The organism is Stenotrophomonas sp. FSL W7-1447 (assembly GCF_037966425.1).
Taxonomy (GTDB): Bacteria; Pseudomonadota; Gammaproteobacteria; order Xanthomonadales; family Xanthomonadaceae; genus Stenotrophomonas; species Stenotrophomonas pavanii.
Genome location: NZ_CP150199.1, coordinates 1,255,247 through 1,273,538, shown reverse-complemented (window position 1 = coordinate 1,273,538; position 18,292 = coordinate 1,255,247). Strand labels below are relative to the sequence as shown.

Genomic DNA, 18,292 nt, shown 5'->3' with positions numbered 1-18,292 from the left:
GGGAGGCCGCGGGCAGCTCGGAGTCATGTCACCAAGGCCCGGCTGCGTTCCCTACAGCAAGCGGGACTCAATCAGTTGCCTGCACGCTGAGTCGCAGTGCGTCGAGCGCCGCACGGTGTAGCTGCGAAATGCGCCCCTTACTCAGCCCCCACTCCTGGGCAAGCTCAATGAAGGGCGTGAACTCGAAGTAGTGGCGGACGATGATCGCCTTCAACCTTGGCGGTAGTTGCTCCACTCCGGCAAGCAACTGTCCGATGACCTGCTGATCCTCGGCGAAGCGAAGCGCATCGTGACTGTCGATGACCAGCGGATTGGCCGCATCGTCCAGCATGTAGCCCAGGCCCAACCCGACGATCGAAGCGACCAGCTCATTGAAGGGGTCATCGGACCCACCCTGCAGGGTGCCCAGCCGCTCCTGATTGCGCTCGTTCGATGCGCCCCCAAGGATCACGCGAAGGCCATTGAAAACAGAGCCGCGTACCCGGTTCATTGCATAGGCCTGGAACGCAATGCCGCGTGCCGGATCAAAACGATCAATCGCCTCCAGCAGTCCAATGCTGGCGTTCTGGATGAAGTCGTCCCGGTCCGCACCCAGCCGTGGGAAGCGGCGGTGTACCCGCCGCGCGATCGCTGTCGCCCACGGCCTGTAGCGCAGGTAGAGGGCATCACGCGCCTGCGAGCAGCGTTGCTCCCTGAGCTGGGACCACAGTACCGCCTCGCCATCCGTGGCATGCGTGTCCATGTCAGTTCCAGTAGCTGCCCAGCAACGCCTTGGACAGCAACACCCAGCCATCGATCAGTACAAACAGCAGTATCTTCAAGGGCAGGCTGATGGTGGTCGGTGGCAGCATGATCATGCCCAGCGCCATCAGTGCCGCAGCGACCACCAGGTCGATGAGCACGAAAGGCAGGAAGATCACGAAGCCGATCTGGAAGGCGGTCTTCAGCTCGCTCAGCAAGAACGCAGTGACCAGATGGCCAAAGCGGATGTCGTCCATAGTCTTGGGCGCCGGCGCCTTGGCCATCTCGATCACCGTGCGCAGGTCCGATTCGCGTGTCTGGGAGACCATGAACTCACGCAGCGGCCGGCTGCCCAGTTCGATGGCCTGCTGGGCGGTGATCTGCTCACTCATGTAGGGTGCGATCGCATCATGGTTCATGCGATCGAGGACCGGCGACATGGTGAAGTAGGTCATACAGATCGCCAAGGTGATCACCACGCTGTTGGGCGGCGTCTGTGGAATGCCCAGCGCATGCCGCAGCAGGGACAGCACGATGATGATCCTGGTGAAGGCAGTCATGCCGATCATCAGCACCGGAATCAGCGACAACATCGTGAGGATCACGAAGTTACGCAGCGCGGGTGAGTAGTCCTGCTTCAGCGCCTCGGCCACCGCGTCCTCGGTCGGGCCCGCCCACGCCTGCCCGGCCACCAGCATCAGGGCAGCGACCAGCGGTAGTACGCGCCAGCGGCGGTCAGCCTGCATCGGTGGCCTCCGGCTCCCCGCGTCCGGTGCCGGGCACAATCTGTGCATGCGCGGTGGACTCCACCACCGTGAAGACCGCTACACCGTCGCTGACCCGGTAAAGCCGCGTGCGCTGACTGAGCCGCAGCACCTGCTCCACCCTCAGGCCCAGTGGCATGTCCGCCGCTGCGGCCGGCGCCACGCTCCAACGCCGCAACCAGCCTTTCCGGCGCGCGACGTAAAGAGCAGCGACGGCAAGCGCAAGCAGCAGGCTTGCGATGATCAGCGGCCCCACCAGCGTCGTGCCAACGCTGCCCGCTTCACTCTTGAAGCGGATGGGTGCCGCGGCCAGAACGAACGACGCAGCGGTCATGCGATCTCCAGGATCCGCACGCCGAAGTGGTCATCAATCGCCACCAGCTCCGCGCGTGCCACCGCCTTGCCATTGAGCAGCAGCGTCACCGGTGCTTCCAGCTGCTCGTTCAACACCACCTCGTCCCCTGCCTTCAGGCCGAACAGCCGGTCCACGCTCATATCAACCGTGCCGATCTGCGCGCTCAGCGCTACCTGCACATGCCGGACCAGCGCGATGCTGCGCTCGGCCGCATCGCCCTGTTCCGCCTGCGCCGGCTCGGCGCGCACCGCTTCCAACACCGATGTACGTTCCATTACTTCATTCCTGGCTGGGTTGTGTCATTGATACAGCGAAGTGCCTTGCGGCCCTCGGACGAATGCAGGCTCGCGCTGAACACGGTGTGGCCGTCGGCCGACTGCAGCTTGACCACGGCATCGGCGATACGCGAGGTGCGCAGGGTTTCGCCGGGCCTGAGGGTGCTGGCAGCATCCAGGTCAGCACTGCCCAGCTCCAGGGTGGCGTACAGGCTCACGGTGGATGCCAGCAACGCGCTGCGACGCGACGTCAGCACGGGCCCGGAGGCACCGACCGGGATCGGCACGAGTGCGTCGCAGGCAGCCAGTGGCAGATACAGCAGGGCCTCGGCACCTGGCAGCGACACGCTGAAGCACAGCACGCCATGACGCGCGTCGCACAAGGCCGCCATCGGCGCAGCGCCGGCGATTACCTCTGCAGCCGATGGCACCAGTTCACGCAACAGATCGGCAAAGGCGCGGCGGCCTATTCCTGCCGCAATGGGGCTGGACTTCCCGCCAGGAACTGCGGCCAGAGCGGCTGCAATCCGCTCCAGGCCATTGTTGCCAAGGTGCGCGAAGGCGCCGGTTCCCGTGCAGTGCCACCACTGGCCCGGTGATGATGGCAACGCAACGTCCGCCACCTCCACTTCGCAATGGCCGGGCTCGGCGGCCCACTGGGTGCGCCAATGGTCCAGCCGCTGCTGCAATGCTGCTTCGATCTGCGCAACGCGCCTCACGCCATGCCGCCGGAACGGAAGGACCGTCATCACCCGCCCCGCGTGCTGTTGTACAGCTGCTCAATCATTTCGTTGCTGACCGTCATCACGCGTGAGCTGGCCTGGTAGCCGCGTTGGATCACGATCATGTCGGCGAACTCCCGGGTCAGGTCCACATTGGACATCTCCAGGCTGAAGCCGCGGATGCGACCAAAGCCAGTATCGCCCGGGCGGCCGATATCGCGTTCCTGCACGCTGGCGCCTGCGATCAGGCGCCCGCCCTCCAGGTGCAATGCGCTTTCATTCGGGAACAAGGCCAGTGCGACCTGCGGACCACTGCGCTTTTCCGTTTCGGAGTAGGTCAACTGCATCACGCCCTTGTCATCGAAGGTGATGCCGTTGACGGCCAGAATGCCGTGGCCATCGGTCACCTTGGCCGACAGGCTGCTGGTGGTTCCGCTCAGCGAGGTCATGCCGGTCAATGTTCCGGGGGTACCGAAATCCAGCCGGATCGCCTGCGCGCCGCCCGGCCCCTGCAGTACCACGTCCATCCCTGCGTACCCGGTCAATGGCGTGCCGTCGGTACGGAAGCGCACTTCGCCGCTGCCCAGGGCCTTTCCTGAGGAATCGGTCACGGTCACCAGGAAGCTGCCCGGCGTGTTGGCGGTGTTGTTGGTGAACTTGACCGAAAGCACGCGTGATGCACCGGAGGCGTCGAACACAGTCACCGCATTGATGTTGGTGGTGGTCGAGGACGGCGCGATGTTGCCGGTGACGCGCACCTGGCTGGTCCCCACAGCTGGAATGTTGCGATAGCTGTCCAGGTCGATCGCGACCATGTTGCCGCTGCCATCCAGGCCCATCACCTGGTAGCCATTGACGCTGTCCACCAGAAGGCTGTGCTCGTCGAAGCGGAACTGGCCGGCGCGGGTGTAATGCAGGTCGCCAGCGGGGTCGCGCAGCACGAAGTAGCCGTTGCCGTTCACCGCCAGGTCGGTGGCGTTCTCCGTCTGGCGGATGTCGCCGGGGTTGGTTCGCATGTCGTCACCGGTGATGCGCGAGCCATAGCCACCTTCCACGTTGGTGAAGAACGCATCACTGCCACGAAACCCAGGTGTATTCATGTTGGATACGTTGTTGGACACCGTATCCAGGCTTCGCGAGAAGCTGAACATGCCGGAAAGACTGTTGAACAGGGCTTGGAACATGGAGGTCCGCCTGGGTCAGGGTTTGACGAGGGAGATCTGCGACAGGCGGATGCCTGTGCTGACTGATCCGGTGGCGTCGCGCACGCTCAGCTCCGGACCGGCGCTGCCAAACTGCACCGCCACCACCGTGCCCGAGCGGGTCACGCCCAGATTGGTCAGGTCCACCTGGCGATTGAGCAGGCCCACGGCCTGGTCGGAGGCACTCATCGCCAGCATCGACGCGGTGTTCTCGCTGAGTTGACGGGATTGTTCCAGTGCGGAGAACTGCGCCAGCTGGGCCAGGAACTCGCGGTTGTCGACCGGCTCCAGCGGGTCCTGGAACTGCAGCTGAGCAAGGAACAGGCGGATGAAATCTTCCTGGTCGATCGTACTGCTCTGTGCCAGTGCGGAGTTCTGCTGGGTGCCCAGTGAGCTTCCGATTGCATCAACGGCCATGCATATCTCCGGTCGGTTGAGGATAGGTGTGGGTTGCACGCCAAAGCTCGCGCGCATTGATGACGATCCGCTGCAGCTGCAGACCGTGTCGTCCGGCGAACGCCAGCAACCGCTCTGCAAGCGCCTGCGCATCCTGCGCATCCAGGCGGTAATCGCGGATGCGAATGCTCAGCCCCTCGCCTGCGGTCCTGCCCCAGCGCAGCAGGCGCGCCTGCCATCGCTCGCCCAGTTCAGACAGTGCAGCGCTGGCGCCCACTGCATCGGCAGCGGTAGAGGCTGCGGTGACTCGCGCGTTCGGAGCGGCGAGGGCGACGGCAGTGGCCGCGCTCCTGCCGGACATGGCAGCCACCGCCGGCACGGAGTTGGCAGCCGCCATGCCCGGGCAGCCTACAGAGGAACCGTGGTATCCCGCGAGAGGAATACGCGAAGGCTGCATCGCTTCTGCAGCCGCTCGTGTGCCAGCGAGCATCTGCGACAAGCCGTTGTTGGGCAGCAACTGCCATGCCAGCAGCATGGCCTGGCCAGCGCCATGCTCAGCGGAAGCCGCGATATCGCTAGCAATGGGCCTAGCGTCCCCAGTGGATTCAGGATCTGGACGCAATGGACTGCCGTCCACGGACTCGCGAAAATCACGCGCAGGGCCGGCCGCGGATGGGCGGACGGGGCGCGGCCCCGCATCGGGCTCGTGCGCCCCCATGCTCGCTGGCATGCGTTCAATCATGCGAACCTCCGGGCAAGCGGCCACGCAGTTCCACCAACGAATCAAAGACATGCTTCTCGGCCGCATCGCGTTCGATCGCAGCCACACGCGTTGCACGGTGCGCCACCGCGCGGGCCATGCGGTGCGCTGTTTCGTGCCGCTCGCGCGCGAGCAGGGCATCATCCTCGGCGTGCTGCAAGCGCTGTTGACACACCTGCACATCCCGCCATGCGGCTTCCCCCATGCCCGCACTCGCGGTCAAGCGCGCCAGATCCAGCAGCGGACTCTGCAGCAGCCTCAGGCGCTGCTCGCTGGCCGCCTGCGCACGATCCTGCACGACCGCGACCTCAGCGGTCGCCTCCGCAACCGCGCGCAATGCCAGCTGGCGGGCCAGCGCAGCGCGGTCTTCAGCGAAACTGCGCCAGCGCTGCAACGCATGCAGGCCCTTGCTGCGCGGAATGCTCATGCCGTCCCCTGCAATGCGGCTGCCAGGCGGCGATAGGCCGCTTCGCGCGGGGTCGCCTCGCTGGGCGGCTGTTGCAGCACGGCTTCAAGATGCGGCCGCTGCTCGATGACCCGGTCCAGTGCCGGATTGGCGCCCTTCTGGTGTGCCCCCAGCTCGATCAGGTCGCGCGACGCTTCATACAGCGCCAGATGGCGTCGCGCTTCACGTGCCAGTGCCAGCTCATCGCTGCTGGCCACCGCATCCATCACCCGGCTGGCACTGTGCAGCACATCGATGGCCGGATGGTGTCCTCGCGCGGCCAGGTCCCGCGACAGCACGACGTGGCCGTCGAGGATGGCGCGCATATGGTCGGTCACTGGCTCATTCATGTCATCGCCTTCCACCAGCACGCTGTAGATGCCTGTGATCGAGCCACCCGCCTGCAGTTTTCCGCAGCGCTCGAGCATCCGTGGCAGCTGCGCGAACACCGATGGCGTGTAGCCACGGAACGTGGGGGGCTCGCCGACCGCCAGGCCGATCTCACGCTGCGCCATCGCAAAGCGGGTCATCGAATCGACCACCAGCAGCACCGAACGGCCGCTGTCGCGGAAGTACTCGGCGACGGCGTGGGCAGCGTGCGCCGCATGCACGCGGGTCACGGCCGTCTCATCGGCGGTCGCCACCATCACCACCGACCGGCGCAGTCCGGTATCGCCCAGGGAGTGGCGCAGGAAGTCGCCCACCTCGCGCCCGCGCTCGCCGATCAGGGCAAGCACGGTCACGTCAGCTTGTACCTCCCGTGCAAGTGCCCCCAGCAATGTGCTTTTGCCAACACCGCTGCCGGCGAAGACGCCGATCCGCTGGCCTTCACCCAGGGTCAACAGGGTGTCGACCGCACGGATGCCCGTGGCCAACGGCGTATCGATCGGCGCTCGGTGCAGGGGATTGATCGGCGCCCGGCGCAGCGCGTAGCGTTGCGTGCACTGTAGTGGACGACCGTCGATCGGCTCGCAGAGTGCATTCACCACGCGGCCAAGCAGGGCGTCGCCGACCGGCACTTCCAAGGTACGCTCGCAGGCACGGATCTCCTGCCCCGGAGCCAGGCCGTCGATCTCGCCGAACGGCATCAGCTGGGTGCGCCCCTGGCGAAACCCGACCACCTCGGCCAGGATTGGTGCACGCCCGTCGCGGTCGATACGGCACAACTCGCCTACACCGACCTCGGGGCCAAGCGCCTCGATCACCAAGCCGTTATAGGACGCCACCTGGCCGAGGCGACGCACCATCGGCGCCGCGGCAATGGCTTCAAGCAGGGGGGCGCAGGCAGCCGTCATTGCGCAGCCCCTGCGCTGGCCAGTCCCTGCAGGAAGGCGGTACGCAACGCATCCAGACGCACATCCAGCCCCGCATCGTCGATCCCCAGTGGACTTTCGATCCGGCACTGGCCCGGCTGCAGGCGCGCGTCTGCTTCGATGAGGATCTCCGCGCTTGCCAGGGCCTGCGCGAACGGCACGTCCAGCGGAGGCAGTCGCAGCCGCAACGGGCGCTGCTTCTGCTCGGCCAGCGCCTGCCGGCAGGCCTGCGCAATACGCTCTTCGGCAGGCAGCGTATCCAGCACGCGAAGCATGGCGACATAAGCCAGTTGTGCCGCCGTTGCCAGAGTGGCGCGTTCCAGTTCAGCGAGCTGCGTGGGCAGCTGCAGCGACCACTGCGCCAGTCGTGCACGCTCATCCTGCAGTTCCGCCAGGGCCTGGGCGTGACGCTGCTGGCAAGCCAGTTCCGCAGCAGCCACCGCATCACGGATCTGCGCATCGGCCTGGCGCATGCCTTCGGCATGGCCGGCTTCGCGTGCTTCCTGCAACCGCTGCAGGCGCTCCTGCTCCGGATCGATACCGATCACAGGCGACGCCATCGCTTCGGCGGGCGCGAACAACGTCCCCAGCCCTACCACCCTCGGCTCATCAGCAGGCAGTCGCTGGATCATGCGGCGCGCCCCACCGCGGCCAACTGCATCGCCTCTGCCTTGAGTGCATGGGCCAGGCGCGGCGGCAGCGCGGGCACCCTGCCCAGCTCGCGCGCCACCGCCGCACCACGCGACGGCTCCAGCAGCGACACGCAGAACGATCGATCCAGCTCCCCCCAGGCCGCCAGTACGCGTGCGTACCAGGCATCCGGCAGGTGCGCCGCCAGTCCCATCAACTGCTCTACATCCAGCGACGTTTCGCTGGTGAGTCCAACCACTTCGTCGGCCAGCAGCGCCTGGGCAAGCTCGGCGATGGGCAGGCGCAACGCCTGCAGCTCACCCACCAGTCGCTTGATTCGGGATGCTGCGGCCGGTGGCAACTGGGCAAGCAGCTGGCGCCGGTCAGACGCCGCCAGCGTGGCCAGCATCAGGGCGCACTTGCGTTCGCCGCGCGAACTGTTCATGGCGCGCCCCCCTCGGCCAACCAGCCACGCATCCTGGCCAGAACGGCGTCCCGTTCGGTGCGGCTCAATCGCTTTGGGCGTCGTTGCGTAGCCAGGATCACAATCCCGCCCAGCAAGGCACCGGCAACGGCGATCAGGGCCCAACGGATCCAGGGGGGCGATGCCACCGTCTTCTTCACCGGCGATGCCGGCTGGGAGGGTGGTGGGGTCTGCGTTGCACCCAGCGCAGTGACGGCACGGGCCGCGCCGGGTGAGGCATCCCAGCGCTGGCCGCGGCCAAGCCGCGATACCGCCAGGCGATCTCCCCGCACCTCGTTGATGCCGGCTGCGGCGGCGACCAGCGCACGGATCCGCTCGACCTCGCTGTCGTCCAGGTTCGGCGGCAGGATGACCGCCACGGACAGCGTCTCGATCCGGCCCGGCGCGCGGGCGATCTCCTGGCGCGCGGTACCGTGCACGAAGGTGGACTCCTCCTCGTTCTGGTTCTGCCCGCCCTCGCTGCCGCCCGAGTGGCTGACCCGCTTGTTGGCAAGCAGGCCGTTGCCATCGCCCCCCTGCGCCAGCGGCCGTTCGCTCACTTCACGAACCGCGTCGAAGTTGAGGGTGGCCTCCACCGACACACGGAATTCTTCGTCATGCAGGACCTGCCCCAGCAGATCCACGATGCGCGCCTGCAGGCGGTTCTCCAGCCGCTGGTCTTCTTCGGCATGCCCCTGCAGATCGGCATCGTTGGCGCCATCCGCGCTTGCGGCTGCAAGCAGACCACCATCGGAATCCAGCACCGAGACCTGGGTCGGCGCCAGGCCCTCCACCGATGCGGCCACCAGGCTGCGTACACCATTGATCTGCTTGCGGGTCAGGCGCTGGCCCGGCTCCAGTGCCAGTGCGACAGATGCCTTCGAGTCATCATGCTGATTGGCGAACAGGCCAGGACGGCGGATGGTGAGGTGCACGCGCGCACTGGTGACACCGGGAAGCGCGGCGATGGTACGTTCGATCTCGCCCTGCAGGGCGCGTTGGTAATTGACCCGCTGCGCGAACTCGGTGACACCGAAGTCCGAATCGTCGAACAGCTCGAAGCCGACATGCCCCCCACGCGGCACCCCGGCCGAAACCAACCGCATGCGGGTGTCATACACCTGATCGGCCGCTACGGTGATGCCGGCGCCGCCGTCCGTGATGGTGTGTGGCACCTTCCATTCGTTGAGCGACGCCACCACCTCGGCAGCATCGCGTTCATTCATGTTGCCGAACAGCAGCTGCTGCCGGGGCGTCATCACCCACCACAGGGTCGCAATGGTCAGCGCCAGCAGCGCGACCATGCCGATGATCAGGCCAATCCGCGCCGGGCGCTGCAACGAAAGATAGAAATTCCTGGGATCCATGGACTCGGCTTGATAGATGAGAGTGAGCAGTGGCTTACAGCTGGATCCGCGCCAGTTCCTGGTAGGCCTCTACCAGACGGTTGCGCACTTCGGTGGCCAGGCTGAGATCCAGGCGTGCCTGTTCCAGTGCGATCATCACTTCGTGCACCGGCACGTCACGTCCGGCGGCGAGTGCGCGGACCCCGGTCTCGGCAACATCCAGGCTGTGCTCGACATGCCCAACGCCACTGGCAAGCCATCCGGAGAAGTCCGCCGCAGGTGTGGCCGGCGCCGATATGGCCAGACTCTGTCCCTGTTCCAGCCCGATTGGGCCGATTGCCTCGATGCTCATCACTTGGCCCCGATTTCAAGCGAGCGCAGCATCATGCTGCGCAGCAGGTTGAACGAACGTACGTTGGCCTCATAGCCACGGCTGGCAGTCATCAGGGTGGTCATTTCCTGTACCAGGTCGACCTGCGGAAAACGTACCTGGCCGTTGCTGTCGGCCAACGGATTACCGGGGTCATGGACCACCCGGGTGGCCGCCGGCGCCTGCTGCAGCGTGCCGCCCTGCCCCAACCATTGGCCGAACGAGCCGCTGTTCCCGACCTGCCATAGCGTCACCTCCTGTCCAGCAGGTACTGCAACGTTGGCGGCCGCGATATTGCGGCTGGCCGCATCGAGGCGCAGCCGCTCGTAGTTCAGGCCGTCGCGGGCCACATCCAGTACTGAATCGATCGGCATGCTCAGTTCCTCCCGACCACAGCCAGGCGCATCAAGCCGAACTGTCGGTTCAGCGCTTCAGTCAGCGACTGGAAGCCCACCCCTACCCCTACCAGCTCGCCAACCTGCGCATCCAGGTTCAGCGGTGTTTCCAACGGACGGATGTCCGGCTCACGCACCTGCGCAATCGCCTGCCGCAGGCCATCACTTCGGCCCTCCACGGCTGCATCAAGCATCACCTGGTACTGCGAGAAGTCCGCACGCAGCGCCAATGCACCAGGCATCGAAGCATTGGCGATGTTGGAATTGGCGATCTCGGCCCGGCTCTGGTACATGCCCAGCGCCAGCCGGATCGCGTCGATGGTGGTCTCACTGCTGGACATCATCAGCGCTCCTGTGTGCACTTACTGGATGACAAGCTCGCCGTCGAGCGAACCGGCGGCCTTGATCGATTGAAGTACGGCAATGACGTCGCGCGTGCTCAGATGCACCGCGCGCAGCGCCGAGATCAGGTCGGCGACGGTGGCACCTTCAGGGATGCCTACCAGCGGTGCCTCAGGATCCTCGGCCTTGATCGTGGTGCTGGGCACCACCGCCGTGGCAATGCTGTGCCCAGGGCGGTAGTAGATGCCGTCCGGCTGGGACACCTGGTACTCGGTACGGATCTCCACGCGCAGGCCGGCATGCGAGATGCCGACCTGGCCCAGGCGCACGTCGCCACCGGCGACAACGGTGCCGGTGCGCTCGTTGACCACCACCCGCGCCGGCCTGTCCTGGACCACGGAGAGGTTCTCCAGATGCGCGATGCGCTCCACCAGATCGGCCGGCGGCGAGGCGAATGACACCGTGACCTTGCCCGCATGCGCCGCACGTACCGTCGATGACGGTTCGGCACTGCGGATCACACTGGCGATGCGGCTGGCGTTGGTGAAGTCGGGTTCATTGAGCAGAATGCTCAGCTCACGTCCTTCTCCGGCCACCGGCAATGGCGATGCCCGTTCGATGCTGGCTCCGGATGGAATCCAGCCTACAGTCGGGTGGTTCTTCTGCAGCGATGCGGTAACCCCCTGGAACTGGTAGCCGCCCACCGAAATCGCTCCCTGCGCCATTGCATACAGTCGGCCATCGGCGGCCATCAACGGCGTCAGCATCAGCGTGCCGCCGGTCAAGCTGCGCGCATCGCCGGACGAGGCGACCTGCACATCCACCATCTGACCAGGTTCGGCAAACGGCGGCAGTTTGGCGGTGACGATCACCGCAGCCACATTGCGGCTGGCGATATCGTCCTCGGTCACGTTGACGCCGAAGTTGCGCAGAGTATTGGCCACCGACTGCACGGTGGCGCGGTTGCGCTGGGAGTCACCGGATCCCGACAGGCCAAACACCAGGCCGTAGCCGGTCAGCTGGTTCTCGCGAACGCCGGCCACGCGGGCGATATCCTTCACCTTCACTGCGCCGGCGTGGGCCCAGCCGGCCTGGCACAAGGCGGCCACCAGTACTGCTGCGATTGTGATCCTCACATCAACCTCAGCCACTTGAAGAGTCGGTAGATCGCGCTCTGGCGCTGGGATTCGCTGACGATGCCCACGCCATCCAGTTCCAGTTCGGCATTGGCGATGCGGTTGGACCACACCGTGTTCTGCGCTGACACGTCCTGCGGGCGCACCAGGCCTTTCAGCCGGATGCGCTGGTTCTCGCCGTTGACGGTCAATGTCTGCATACCCTCGATGCGCAGGCTGCCATCGGGCTCCAACGCAACCACCTGCACCGAAACCTGGGTCCGCAGCTCCCCCACCCGCGTGGTTTGTGCGCCACCGGAATTGCTTCCGCCCACGCCGGCATCGGCGTTGAAGTCGGTGCTGGGCGAACGCAATCCCGCACTGAGCTCAAGCCTGCTGGACGCGTCGGTGGCCGCTTGCGATTTGGCCCGGGTCGCTTCGGCGACGTACACGGTAATGACATCACCCAGGCGATAGGCCCGATGGTCTGCCGCCAGCGCGCGGTACCGTTCGGGTTCAACCAGACTCTGTGCCTGTGCGGCCTGGGTCACCAGCAAAGCGCCCAACAGGGCGGCAACAGCCTGTCTATTCATCGATCACCACCTCTGCCGGAGCGCTGACCCGTGCCTGCACTGCCCGCTGCGATCCCTGCGGACGCACCTGGATGCGCTCACCCAGCCGTCCACTGGCCAGTGCCGTTCCCGCCATTACGATGCGGACGGCACCCCGCTCCACTGCCAAGGTCACCTGCTGCTGTGCCGCAACCTCGGGTGCAGCCGCAAGATCCTCGGCCAGCACCGGACGACCGGCATGCACCGCGCGCCGCAGTCGCTTGCCCCGCACGTCGGCCAGCGTGGCAATCGCGGGCCCTTCGCAACAGGCCATATCGATGCGGACGGGCGTTGCCTGCAGCTTCTCCGCCGGAACCATCGCCGGATAGTCGTTGCTGTAGGCCAGCACTTCGCGCAGGTCGCTCGCTGCAAGCCATACCGTGACAAGGCGGCGCGTGCCCCTCGAATCGGTAAGGCGCACCGGGACCGAGGCGCGCGCACGTGGCCAGCGCCCGGCAACCGTACCGACCTCGACCTCGGGATCGGCACCAACACCGGCAACGTCCGCCACGCGGCCCAGCACCGACACGATCGCGCTACTGCCCTGTGCCTGCAGGCGTGCCTGCACTGTCTCCACCACGCGGGCAGCCAGGTACTGGCCTGACAATGGCGCAGGCGTGGAGTGGGCGGCGGTCGGCGACGCCAGGGCAAGCATCAGGATCAAGGAGTGCATGATCAGCGGCGCAGGTTGTTGATGGTTTCCAGGACCTGGTCTGCAGCCTGCAGCACACGCGCATTGAGCTGATAGGCGCGCTGTGCCATCACCAGGCTGGACATCTCTTCGATCATCTGGACGTTGGCCATTTCCACGTAGCCCTGCTGCAGCTTGCCGCTGCCGGCTTCACCGGGTACCGCGTAGCTGGGCGAGCCGGCGGCAACGGTGGCGGTAAAGCGGTTGTCGCCCACCGACTGCAGGGCATAGGTGGCACCGAACACTGCCAGCTCGATCGCGCCCAGCACGGTGCGCTGGGTCTCGCCCGGCATCAGCACCGAAACCTCGCCAGCGCTGGATACCTCCAGCTTGGTCGCATCGAGCGGGATCTGCGGGGCGTTTGCCAGGCGGGCGCCCTGCAGGGTGCGCAGGCTGCCTTCGGCGTCAAGCCTGAACTGGCCGTCGCGGGTGTAGGCAACGCTGCCGTCGTCAAGCTCCAGCTCGAACAGCCCGGAGCCGTTGATCGCCAGATCCAGCGGATTACCGGTCGCGCGGATATCACCGGTCTCGAACTCGGCCAGGGTGGCACTGATCCGGGTGCCACCCGGCATCGCCTGCGCGGGTGCTGCCGGCAACGTGGCATCGAGGGCCGGTGGCATCGCGGCACCGGCCACGTCGGCGAAGTTGACCCGGCTGCGCTTGAAGCCAGGAGTCTGCATGTTGGCGACGTTGTTGGAGATCACGTCGATCTGTTTCTGCTCGCTGCGCAAGCCGCTGGCGGCGATGTAGAGGGCATCGATCATCTGGGTCGCTCCGTACTCAGTTGTTGCCAAGGTTGTTGATGCCCCGATCCAGCATCTGGTCGTAGGTGCTGATGGCGCGGCGAACCGAATCGATGTGGCGGGTGGTTTCCATCAAGCGCAGCATTTCGTCGGCCGCCTCGACATTGGCGCGCTCAAGAGCCCCCTGCACCACCTTGCCTTCCCACGGATGCAGTTCGCCGCTGTAGTCATAGGTTCCTGCGCCCAGCGGCGACACCGCGGCCGGATCGGCTGTTGCCACCAGGCGCAGCTGGTCCACTTCCTGCTCTTCCACCCACAGGCGCCCGTCACCGTCCACGCGAACGCTGGCGGTCTGGCCCCCCGGAATCACGATCGGTCCCGCGCTGCCGACCACAGCTTCCCCGTTCGTTGTCATCAGCTGCCCGGCCTCGCCGATGCGCAGGGCGCCCGAGCGCGCCAGCATGGCCCGCCCCTCGCGCTCCACTACGAAAAAGCCCTCGCCGCGCAAGGCAAAGTCAAGCGCCCGGCCGGTCTGTGCAAGCCCACCATCACGCTGGTCGGCCACGGTGCGCAGCCCGGCCTGGGCGGCGAAATCCGGAGCGGTGCGCAAGGCGCGGTAGCCGGGTGTATGCGCGTTGGCCACGTTCTGGCTGATGGTGGCCAGGGTCCTGACTTCGGCAGCAAGGCTGCGGCTGATCGCTTCGAGGGTGTCGGTCATGCAGGCCTCAGTGGGACTGGATCGCGGCGAAGGAGCGGACCGGCAGCGTGGCCGGCACTTCGTTCAGGCCCAGCACCGCCAGATACGGCATCGAACGCACCAGCAACGCCCGTAGCGAGCGTCGCGCCGGCGAGGGGCACAACAGCACCGGCACCAGGCTGCGGCCCATCATCGATTCGGCCTGGCTGGCCAGGTTCTTCATGAAGCCGTCCAGCTGGGCCATGTCACCGAACAGCGAGCCGGCGCGACCGTCAACCGGGCGCAGGTTGGCCAGCAGGGTTCGCTCGAGTTCCGGCGACAGGGTCATCACATGCAGATCGCCCTGCGCGTCGCGCAGGCTCTGGCAGATCGCCGCACCCAGCCGCTCTCGCACCCGCTCGGCCAGCTCATCGGGTTGCTTGGTGGTGCGGCCGGCATCAACCAGCACTTCCAGGATAGCTTCCAGATGGCGGATGCTGACCTGCTCGCGCAGCAGGTGCTGCAGTACCTTCTGGATCTCCGAATAGGTCAGGACGCCGGGCACCAACTCCTCGACCAGCGAGCCCTGCTGCTCGCGCAAGCGGTTGACCATGCGTTCGGCCTCAGCGCGGGTCAACAGATCTGCGCAATGGCGCTTGATCAGCTCACTCAGATGGGTGATCACCACCGTATCGGCATCCACCAGGGTATAGCCGGCGCTGCGCGCGTGCTGGCGCTGCTCCTTGCTGATCCACTGCGCGGGCAGCCCATACGCCGGATCCCGGGTCTCCGGTCCCTCCAAGCGCGCACGGCTGCCGCCCGGGTTGATGGCCAGCACGCGGTCGATCGTCAGCTCACCCTGCCCCGCCCGCGTGCCCTGGAAGTGGATCTCATAGGCGTTGCCGCGCAGCTCCGATCGCCGGCTGGTGTGTACGCGCGGCACCAGGAAGCCCATGTCCTGCGCAAACTGCCGGCGCACATGCGCGATGCGATCGGCCAGGTCGCCATCGGCGCCAAGGAAGGCATCGGCGAGCTCGGCGCCCAACTGGATCTCGATCGGCTCGATGCGCATCCAGTCACTGGCACCTTCCCCAGCCTTGGCATCTGCCTTGGCTACGGCGATGTCCTGCGCCAGCTCGGCCACATCATCAGCACGGGCACGCATCGCCGCCCAGCCCAGGCCACCGAGTACCAGCAGGACCGCGATTACCGGTAGTTTCGGGAAACCCGGCAACAACAGCACCAGCAGAAGGACCATGGCCACGATCGCCAACGCCTTCGGGTTGGCCATCACCTGCCTGGGAATCTCGGTGCCCAGCTGCGCGTCGGCGGCAGCGCGGGTGATGATGATGCCGGTGGCCACCGCGATGACCAGCGACGGAATCTGGGTGACGATACCGTCGCCGATGGTCATCAACGTGAAGTGCTGCACCGCCTCGCCCCAGGGCAGGCCCAGCTGCGCGATGCCGATGGCGAGGCCGCCGATGATGTTGGTCAGGATGATGATGATGCCGGCGATCGCATCGCCCTTGACGAACTTGGTGGCGCCGTCCATCGCGCCGTAGAAGTTGGCTTCCTTCTCGATCTGTGCGCGGCGCTGACGTGCCTCGTGCTCATCGATCAGCCCCATGTTCATGTCGGCATCGATGCTCATCTGCTTGCCGGGCATCGAATCTAGGGTAAAACGGGCGGCGACTTCCGCCACCCGCTGCGCACCGGAGGTGACCACCACGTACTGCACGACCACCAGGATCAGGAACACCACGATGCCGACGATGTAATTGCCGCCGATCACGAACTCGCCGATCGCGTTGATCACCCGGCCCGCATCGCCACCTTCCAGGATCAGGCGCGTGGCCGAGACGTTCAGCGACAACCGGAACAGCGTGGACAACAGCAGGATGGTCGGGAACGTGGAAAATTTCAGCGGCGTGTCGGTGAAGAATGTCACCAGCAGGATCAGCATGGCCATGCTGATGTTCACCACCAGCAGGAAGTCCAGCAGCACCGGCGGAATCGGCACGAACAGCACCACCAGCACACCGATCACCAGCGCCACCAGCGCCAGGTCACGTCGCCCGCCCCACATCTGGCTGAGCAGCAGCTTCATGCCGACGCTCCCTTTCGCTTCCACAGCGTTCGGTACACCGGCGCCAGCTCGCCGTACAGTGCCTCGGGCACGGTGTGGTCGATCTCGCACTCCTTGTAGAGTGCGCGTGCCAACACGGGCAGGCGCATCACCGGGACCTGATGGCGGCCGGCCAAGCGGCGGATGATGGCCGCCAGCGAACCAGCGCCCTTGGCAATGACCACCGGCCCCAGCATCTTGCCCGGGCGATAGCGGAGTGCCACCGCCACATGGGTCGGGTTGGTCAGTACCACGTCGGCCTCGTGCACGCGCGCCAGTGCACGGGTCTTGCGCAGCAGCTCGCGCGATTGCTGGCGGCGCTTGGACTTGATGGCGGGATCGCCGTCGCGGCGGCGCACTTCGTCGCGCACCTCGCGCCGGCTCATGCGCATCTTGCGCATGTACTCGCGCCGGGTGAACAGCAAGTCGGCAACCGCCACCAGGCCCAGCACCAGCAGCACGTACAGCGATGTCTGCACGAACATGTCGCGGAACAACGCGCCCACGCGCTGCGGCAGCACCTGGATCACGGCTTCCGCCAGGCCCCGCGCCTTCCAGGCGAATACCGCGCACACGGCGCCCAGCAACAGGAACTTGGCGGTCATCTTGCCGAGCTCCCACAGGGTCCGCATCGAAAAGATGCGGCGCAGCGCATTGGCTGGGTTCATCCGCTTGAAGTCGGGCTTCAACGGCTGGGCAGTGAACATCGGGCCGGTCTGCAGCAGGTTGCCAAGCAAGCCGGTGACCAGCAGCGCCAGCACCAGCGGCAGCACGGCCTGCCCGACCGGGCCATAGGCACGCACAGTCCAGTGCACAAACGCCGCATTGAGCTCCGGCGCGTTGCCTGCCAGGGCCAGCAGGCGCCGGGTCGCGTCGGCCAACGCAATCGCGATGCCTGCCACGGTCATGGCCAGCGCCGCCGCGAACACGACCAGCACCAGGCTGCCCGACACGTCCGCGCTCTTGGCGACCTCGCCGCGCTGTCGCGCCTGCTCAAGGTGGTGCGGGGTCGGCTGCTCGGTCTTGTCCTGATCGGGCTGGCTCATGCGCCCCCCAGCAACGAAGGGATGCGCTGGAAGGCATCGCGATACAGGCGCTCGAACAACGCCGGCACGAACGGCAGCGTTGCCATCAGCATCAGCAGCGCCACGATCATCTTCACCGGCAGCACCAGAAAGTACACGTTGGCCTGCGGCATCGAGCGCGTGGCATATGCAGCACCGATGTCCACGGCAAGCAATGCCAGCACCACCGGCGCCACCATCACCAGGCCCAGCAGGAAGCTGCTGCCCAGCATGCCGAACAGCCCGTCGGCATGCAGGCGGCCGCCCTGCCCGAGCGGAAGTACCTGCGCACTGGATACCAGCATGCGGTACAGGTCCAGGTGCAGATCCAAAGTGAAGAACAGCACCGTACCGACCAGCATCAGCAACGTGCCCAGCAGTGACTGGGTCTCGCCCTGTGCGGCCGGATTGAACAGCACCGCTGCGCTGGCACCGGCCTGGATGTCGATCAACCAGCCGCCCATGTGCAACGCGGCCTGCGGCAACATCACCGCCAGGCCGAACGCCAGGCCCAGCATCAGCTCACCCACCGCCGCCACCACCCAGCCGAACGCTCCGCCCTGCGGCAGGGTTGCCTGCAACGGCTGCGCCTGCACGGTCAGCCACGCCAGCACCATCGCCAGCACGATGCGCACCATCGGCGGCGCCCAGCGCAGCGGCGTCAACGATGTCATCGCTGTGGCAGGCAGGTAGCGGATCATTGCCAGCAGGAAGCTGCCGGCAAACTGGTGCAGGGCATCCATGG

General features: G+C 66.2%; 24 protein-coding genes. All 24 read right to left on the bottom strand.

Translation table 11 applies throughout. The features are described 5' to 3' along the window. Window positions 1-67: 67 nt before the first annotated feature. The gene (locus NSQ78_RS05935; RefSeq protein WP_162272192.1) at window positions 68-742 is read right to left on the bottom strand and encodes a sigma-70 family RNA polymerase sigma factor; all 675 of its coding nucleotides are present in this window, start codon (window positions 740-742) and stop codon (window positions 68-70) included. Window position 743: 1 nt separating this feature from the next. Next, window positions 744-1,487, bottom strand: a complete 744-nt coding sequence (fliP, locus tag NSQ78_RS05930) for a flagellar type III secretion system pore protein FliP (protein WP_064237857.1) — start codon at window positions 1,485-1,487, stop codon at window positions 744-746. Further along, window positions 1,477-1,839, bottom strand: a complete 363-nt coding sequence (locus NSQ78_RS05925; protein ID WP_064237856.1) for a hypothetical protein — start codon at window positions 1,837-1,839, stop codon at window positions 1,477-1,479. The genes fliP and NSQ78_RS05925 overlap by 11 nt, the downstream gene beginning before the upstream one ends. Further along, window positions 1,836-2,135 carry a FliM/FliN family flagellar motor C-terminal domain-containing protein gene (locus NSQ78_RS05920; protein WP_080473110.1) on the bottom strand — a complete coding sequence of 100 codons (300 nt, stop codon included), beginning with the start codon at window positions 2,133-2,135 and terminating at the stop codon, window positions 1,836-1,838. The genes NSQ78_RS05925 and NSQ78_RS05920 overlap by 4 nt, the downstream gene beginning before the upstream one ends. Continuing rightward, a complete protein-coding gene (locus NSQ78_RS05915; RefSeq protein ID WP_149901888.1) occupies window positions 2,135-2,854 on the bottom strand; it encodes a hypothetical protein in 720 nt (239 codons plus the stop codon). The genes NSQ78_RS05920 and NSQ78_RS05915 overlap by 1 nt, the downstream gene beginning before the upstream one ends. A gap of 29 nt (window positions 2,855-2,883) precedes the next feature. Next, the gene (gene flgF, locus NSQ78_RS05910) at window positions 2,884-4,041 is read right to left on the bottom strand and encodes a flagellar basal-body rod protein FlgF (RefSeq protein WP_064237854.1); all 1,158 of its coding nucleotides are present in this window, start codon (window positions 4,039-4,041) and stop codon (window positions 2,884-2,886) included. A 15-nt stretch (window positions 4,042-4,056) separates the two neighbouring features. Further along, complete coding sequence (locus NSQ78_RS05905) at window positions 4,057-4,476, bottom strand: flagellar hook capping FlgD N-terminal domain-containing protein (RefSeq protein ID WP_057499756.1); 420 nt, start codon at window positions 4,474-4,476, stop codon at window positions 4,057-4,059. Next, window positions 4,466-4,990: a hypothetical protein gene (locus tag NSQ78_RS05900; protein WP_149901890.1), complete on the bottom strand. Its 525-nt coding sequence runs from the start codon at window positions 4,988-4,990 to the stop codon at window positions 4,466-4,468. The genes NSQ78_RS05905 and NSQ78_RS05900 overlap by 11 nt, the downstream gene beginning before the upstream one ends. A 199-nt stretch (window positions 4,991-5,189) precedes the next feature. Next, window positions 5,190-5,642 (bottom strand): hypothetical protein, encoded by a 453-nt coding sequence (locus NSQ78_RS05895; protein WP_064237852.1) that lies wholly within the window; start codon window positions 5,640-5,642, stop codon window positions 5,190-5,192. After that, entirely contained in the window at window positions 5,639-6,955 is a 1,317-nt protein-coding gene (locus NSQ78_RS05890) for a FliI/YscN family ATPase (RefSeq protein WP_064237851.1), read from the bottom strand. The genes NSQ78_RS05895 and NSQ78_RS05890 overlap by 4 nt, the downstream gene beginning before the upstream one ends. Next, the gene (locus NSQ78_RS05885; protein WP_080473109.1) at window positions 6,952-7,605 is read right to left on the bottom strand and encodes a FliH/SctL family protein; all 654 of its coding nucleotides are present in this window, start codon (window positions 7,603-7,605) and stop codon (window positions 6,952-6,954) included. The genes NSQ78_RS05890 and NSQ78_RS05885 overlap by 4 nt, the downstream gene beginning before the upstream one ends. Beyond that, the gene (locus NSQ78_RS05880; protein ID WP_064237849.1) at window positions 7,602-8,048 is read right to left on the bottom strand and encodes a hypothetical protein; all 447 of its coding nucleotides are present in this window, start codon (window positions 8,046-8,048) and stop codon (window positions 7,602-7,604) included. The genes NSQ78_RS05885 and NSQ78_RS05880 overlap by 4 nt, the downstream gene beginning before the upstream one ends. Next, entirely contained in the window at window positions 8,045-9,433 is a 1,389-nt protein-coding gene (gene fliF, locus NSQ78_RS05875) for a flagellar basal-body MS-ring/collar protein FliF (RefSeq protein WP_080473108.1), read from the bottom strand. Before fliF ends, NSQ78_RS05880 begins: the two co-directional genes overlap by 4 nt. 34 nt (window positions 9,434-9,467) lie before the next feature. Beyond that, a complete protein-coding gene (fliE, locus tag NSQ78_RS05870; protein WP_064237848.1) occupies window positions 9,468-9,764 on the bottom strand; it encodes a flagellar hook-basal body complex protein FliE in 297 nt (98 codons plus the stop codon). Beyond that, window positions 9,764-10,156 carry a flagellar basal body rod C-terminal domain-containing protein gene (locus NSQ78_RS05865; RefSeq protein WP_064237847.1) on the bottom strand — a complete coding sequence of 131 codons (393 nt, stop codon included), beginning with the start codon at window positions 10,154-10,156 and terminating at the stop codon, window positions 9,764-9,766. The genes fliE and NSQ78_RS05865 overlap by 1 nt, the downstream gene beginning before the upstream one ends. Window positions 10,157-10,158: 2 nt before the next feature. After that, window positions 10,159-10,521 (bottom strand): hypothetical protein, encoded by a 363-nt coding sequence (locus tag NSQ78_RS05860; RefSeq protein WP_064237846.1) that lies wholly within the window; start codon window positions 10,519-10,521, stop codon window positions 10,159-10,161. Between the two features lie 18 nt (window positions 10,522-10,539). Further along, window positions 10,540-11,628 (bottom strand): flagellar basal body P-ring protein FlgI, encoded by a 1,089-nt coding sequence (locus tag NSQ78_RS05855; protein WP_339208104.1) that lies wholly within the window; start codon window positions 11,626-11,628, stop codon window positions 10,540-10,542. A gap of 23 nt (window positions 11,629-11,651) precedes the next feature. Then, on the bottom strand, window positions 11,652-12,227 hold the full coding sequence (locus NSQ78_RS05850) for a flagellar basal body L-ring protein FlgH (protein WP_064237845.1): 576 nt from the start codon (window positions 12,225-12,227) through the stop codon (window positions 11,652-11,654). Continuing rightward, on the bottom strand, window positions 12,220-12,918 hold the full coding sequence (flgA, locus tag NSQ78_RS05845) for a flagellar basal body P-ring formation chaperone FlgA (protein ID WP_064237844.1): 699 nt from the start codon (window positions 12,916-12,918) through the stop codon (window positions 12,220-12,222). The genes NSQ78_RS05850 and flgA overlap by 8 nt, the downstream gene beginning before the upstream one ends. A gap of 2 nt (window positions 12,919-12,920) precedes the next feature. Beyond that, window positions 12,921-13,700 carry a flagellar hook-basal body complex protein gene (locus NSQ78_RS05840; RefSeq protein WP_064237843.1) on the bottom strand — a complete coding sequence of 260 codons (780 nt, stop codon included), beginning with the start codon at window positions 13,698-13,700 and terminating at the stop codon, window positions 12,921-12,923. Window positions 13,701-13,716: 16 nt separating this feature from the next. Then, a complete protein-coding gene (locus NSQ78_RS05835) occupies window positions 13,717-14,397 on the bottom strand; it encodes a flagellar hook basal-body protein (protein WP_064237842.1) in 681 nt (226 codons plus the stop codon). Window positions 14,398-14,404: 7 nt separating this feature from the next. Continuing rightward, the gene (gene flhA, locus NSQ78_RS05830) at window positions 14,405-16,465 is read right to left on the bottom strand and encodes a flagellar biosynthesis protein FlhA (protein ID WP_064237841.1); all 2,061 of its coding nucleotides are present in this window, start codon (window positions 16,463-16,465) and stop codon (window positions 14,405-14,407) included. Next, on the bottom strand, window positions 16,462-17,529 hold the full coding sequence (locus NSQ78_RS05825; RefSeq protein WP_064237840.1) for an EscU/YscU/HrcU family type III secretion system export apparatus switch protein: 1,068 nt from the start codon (window positions 17,527-17,529) through the stop codon (window positions 16,462-16,464). Before NSQ78_RS05825 ends, flhA begins: the two co-directional genes overlap by 4 nt. Then, the gene (locus NSQ78_RS05820; RefSeq protein WP_064237839.1) at window positions 17,526-18,290 is read right to left on the bottom strand and encodes a flagellar biosynthetic protein FliR; all 765 of its coding nucleotides are present in this window, start codon (window positions 18,288-18,290) and stop codon (window positions 17,526-17,528) included. Before NSQ78_RS05820 ends, NSQ78_RS05825 begins: the two co-directional genes overlap by 4 nt. Between the last annotated feature and the right edge of the window lie 2 nt (window positions 18,291-18,292).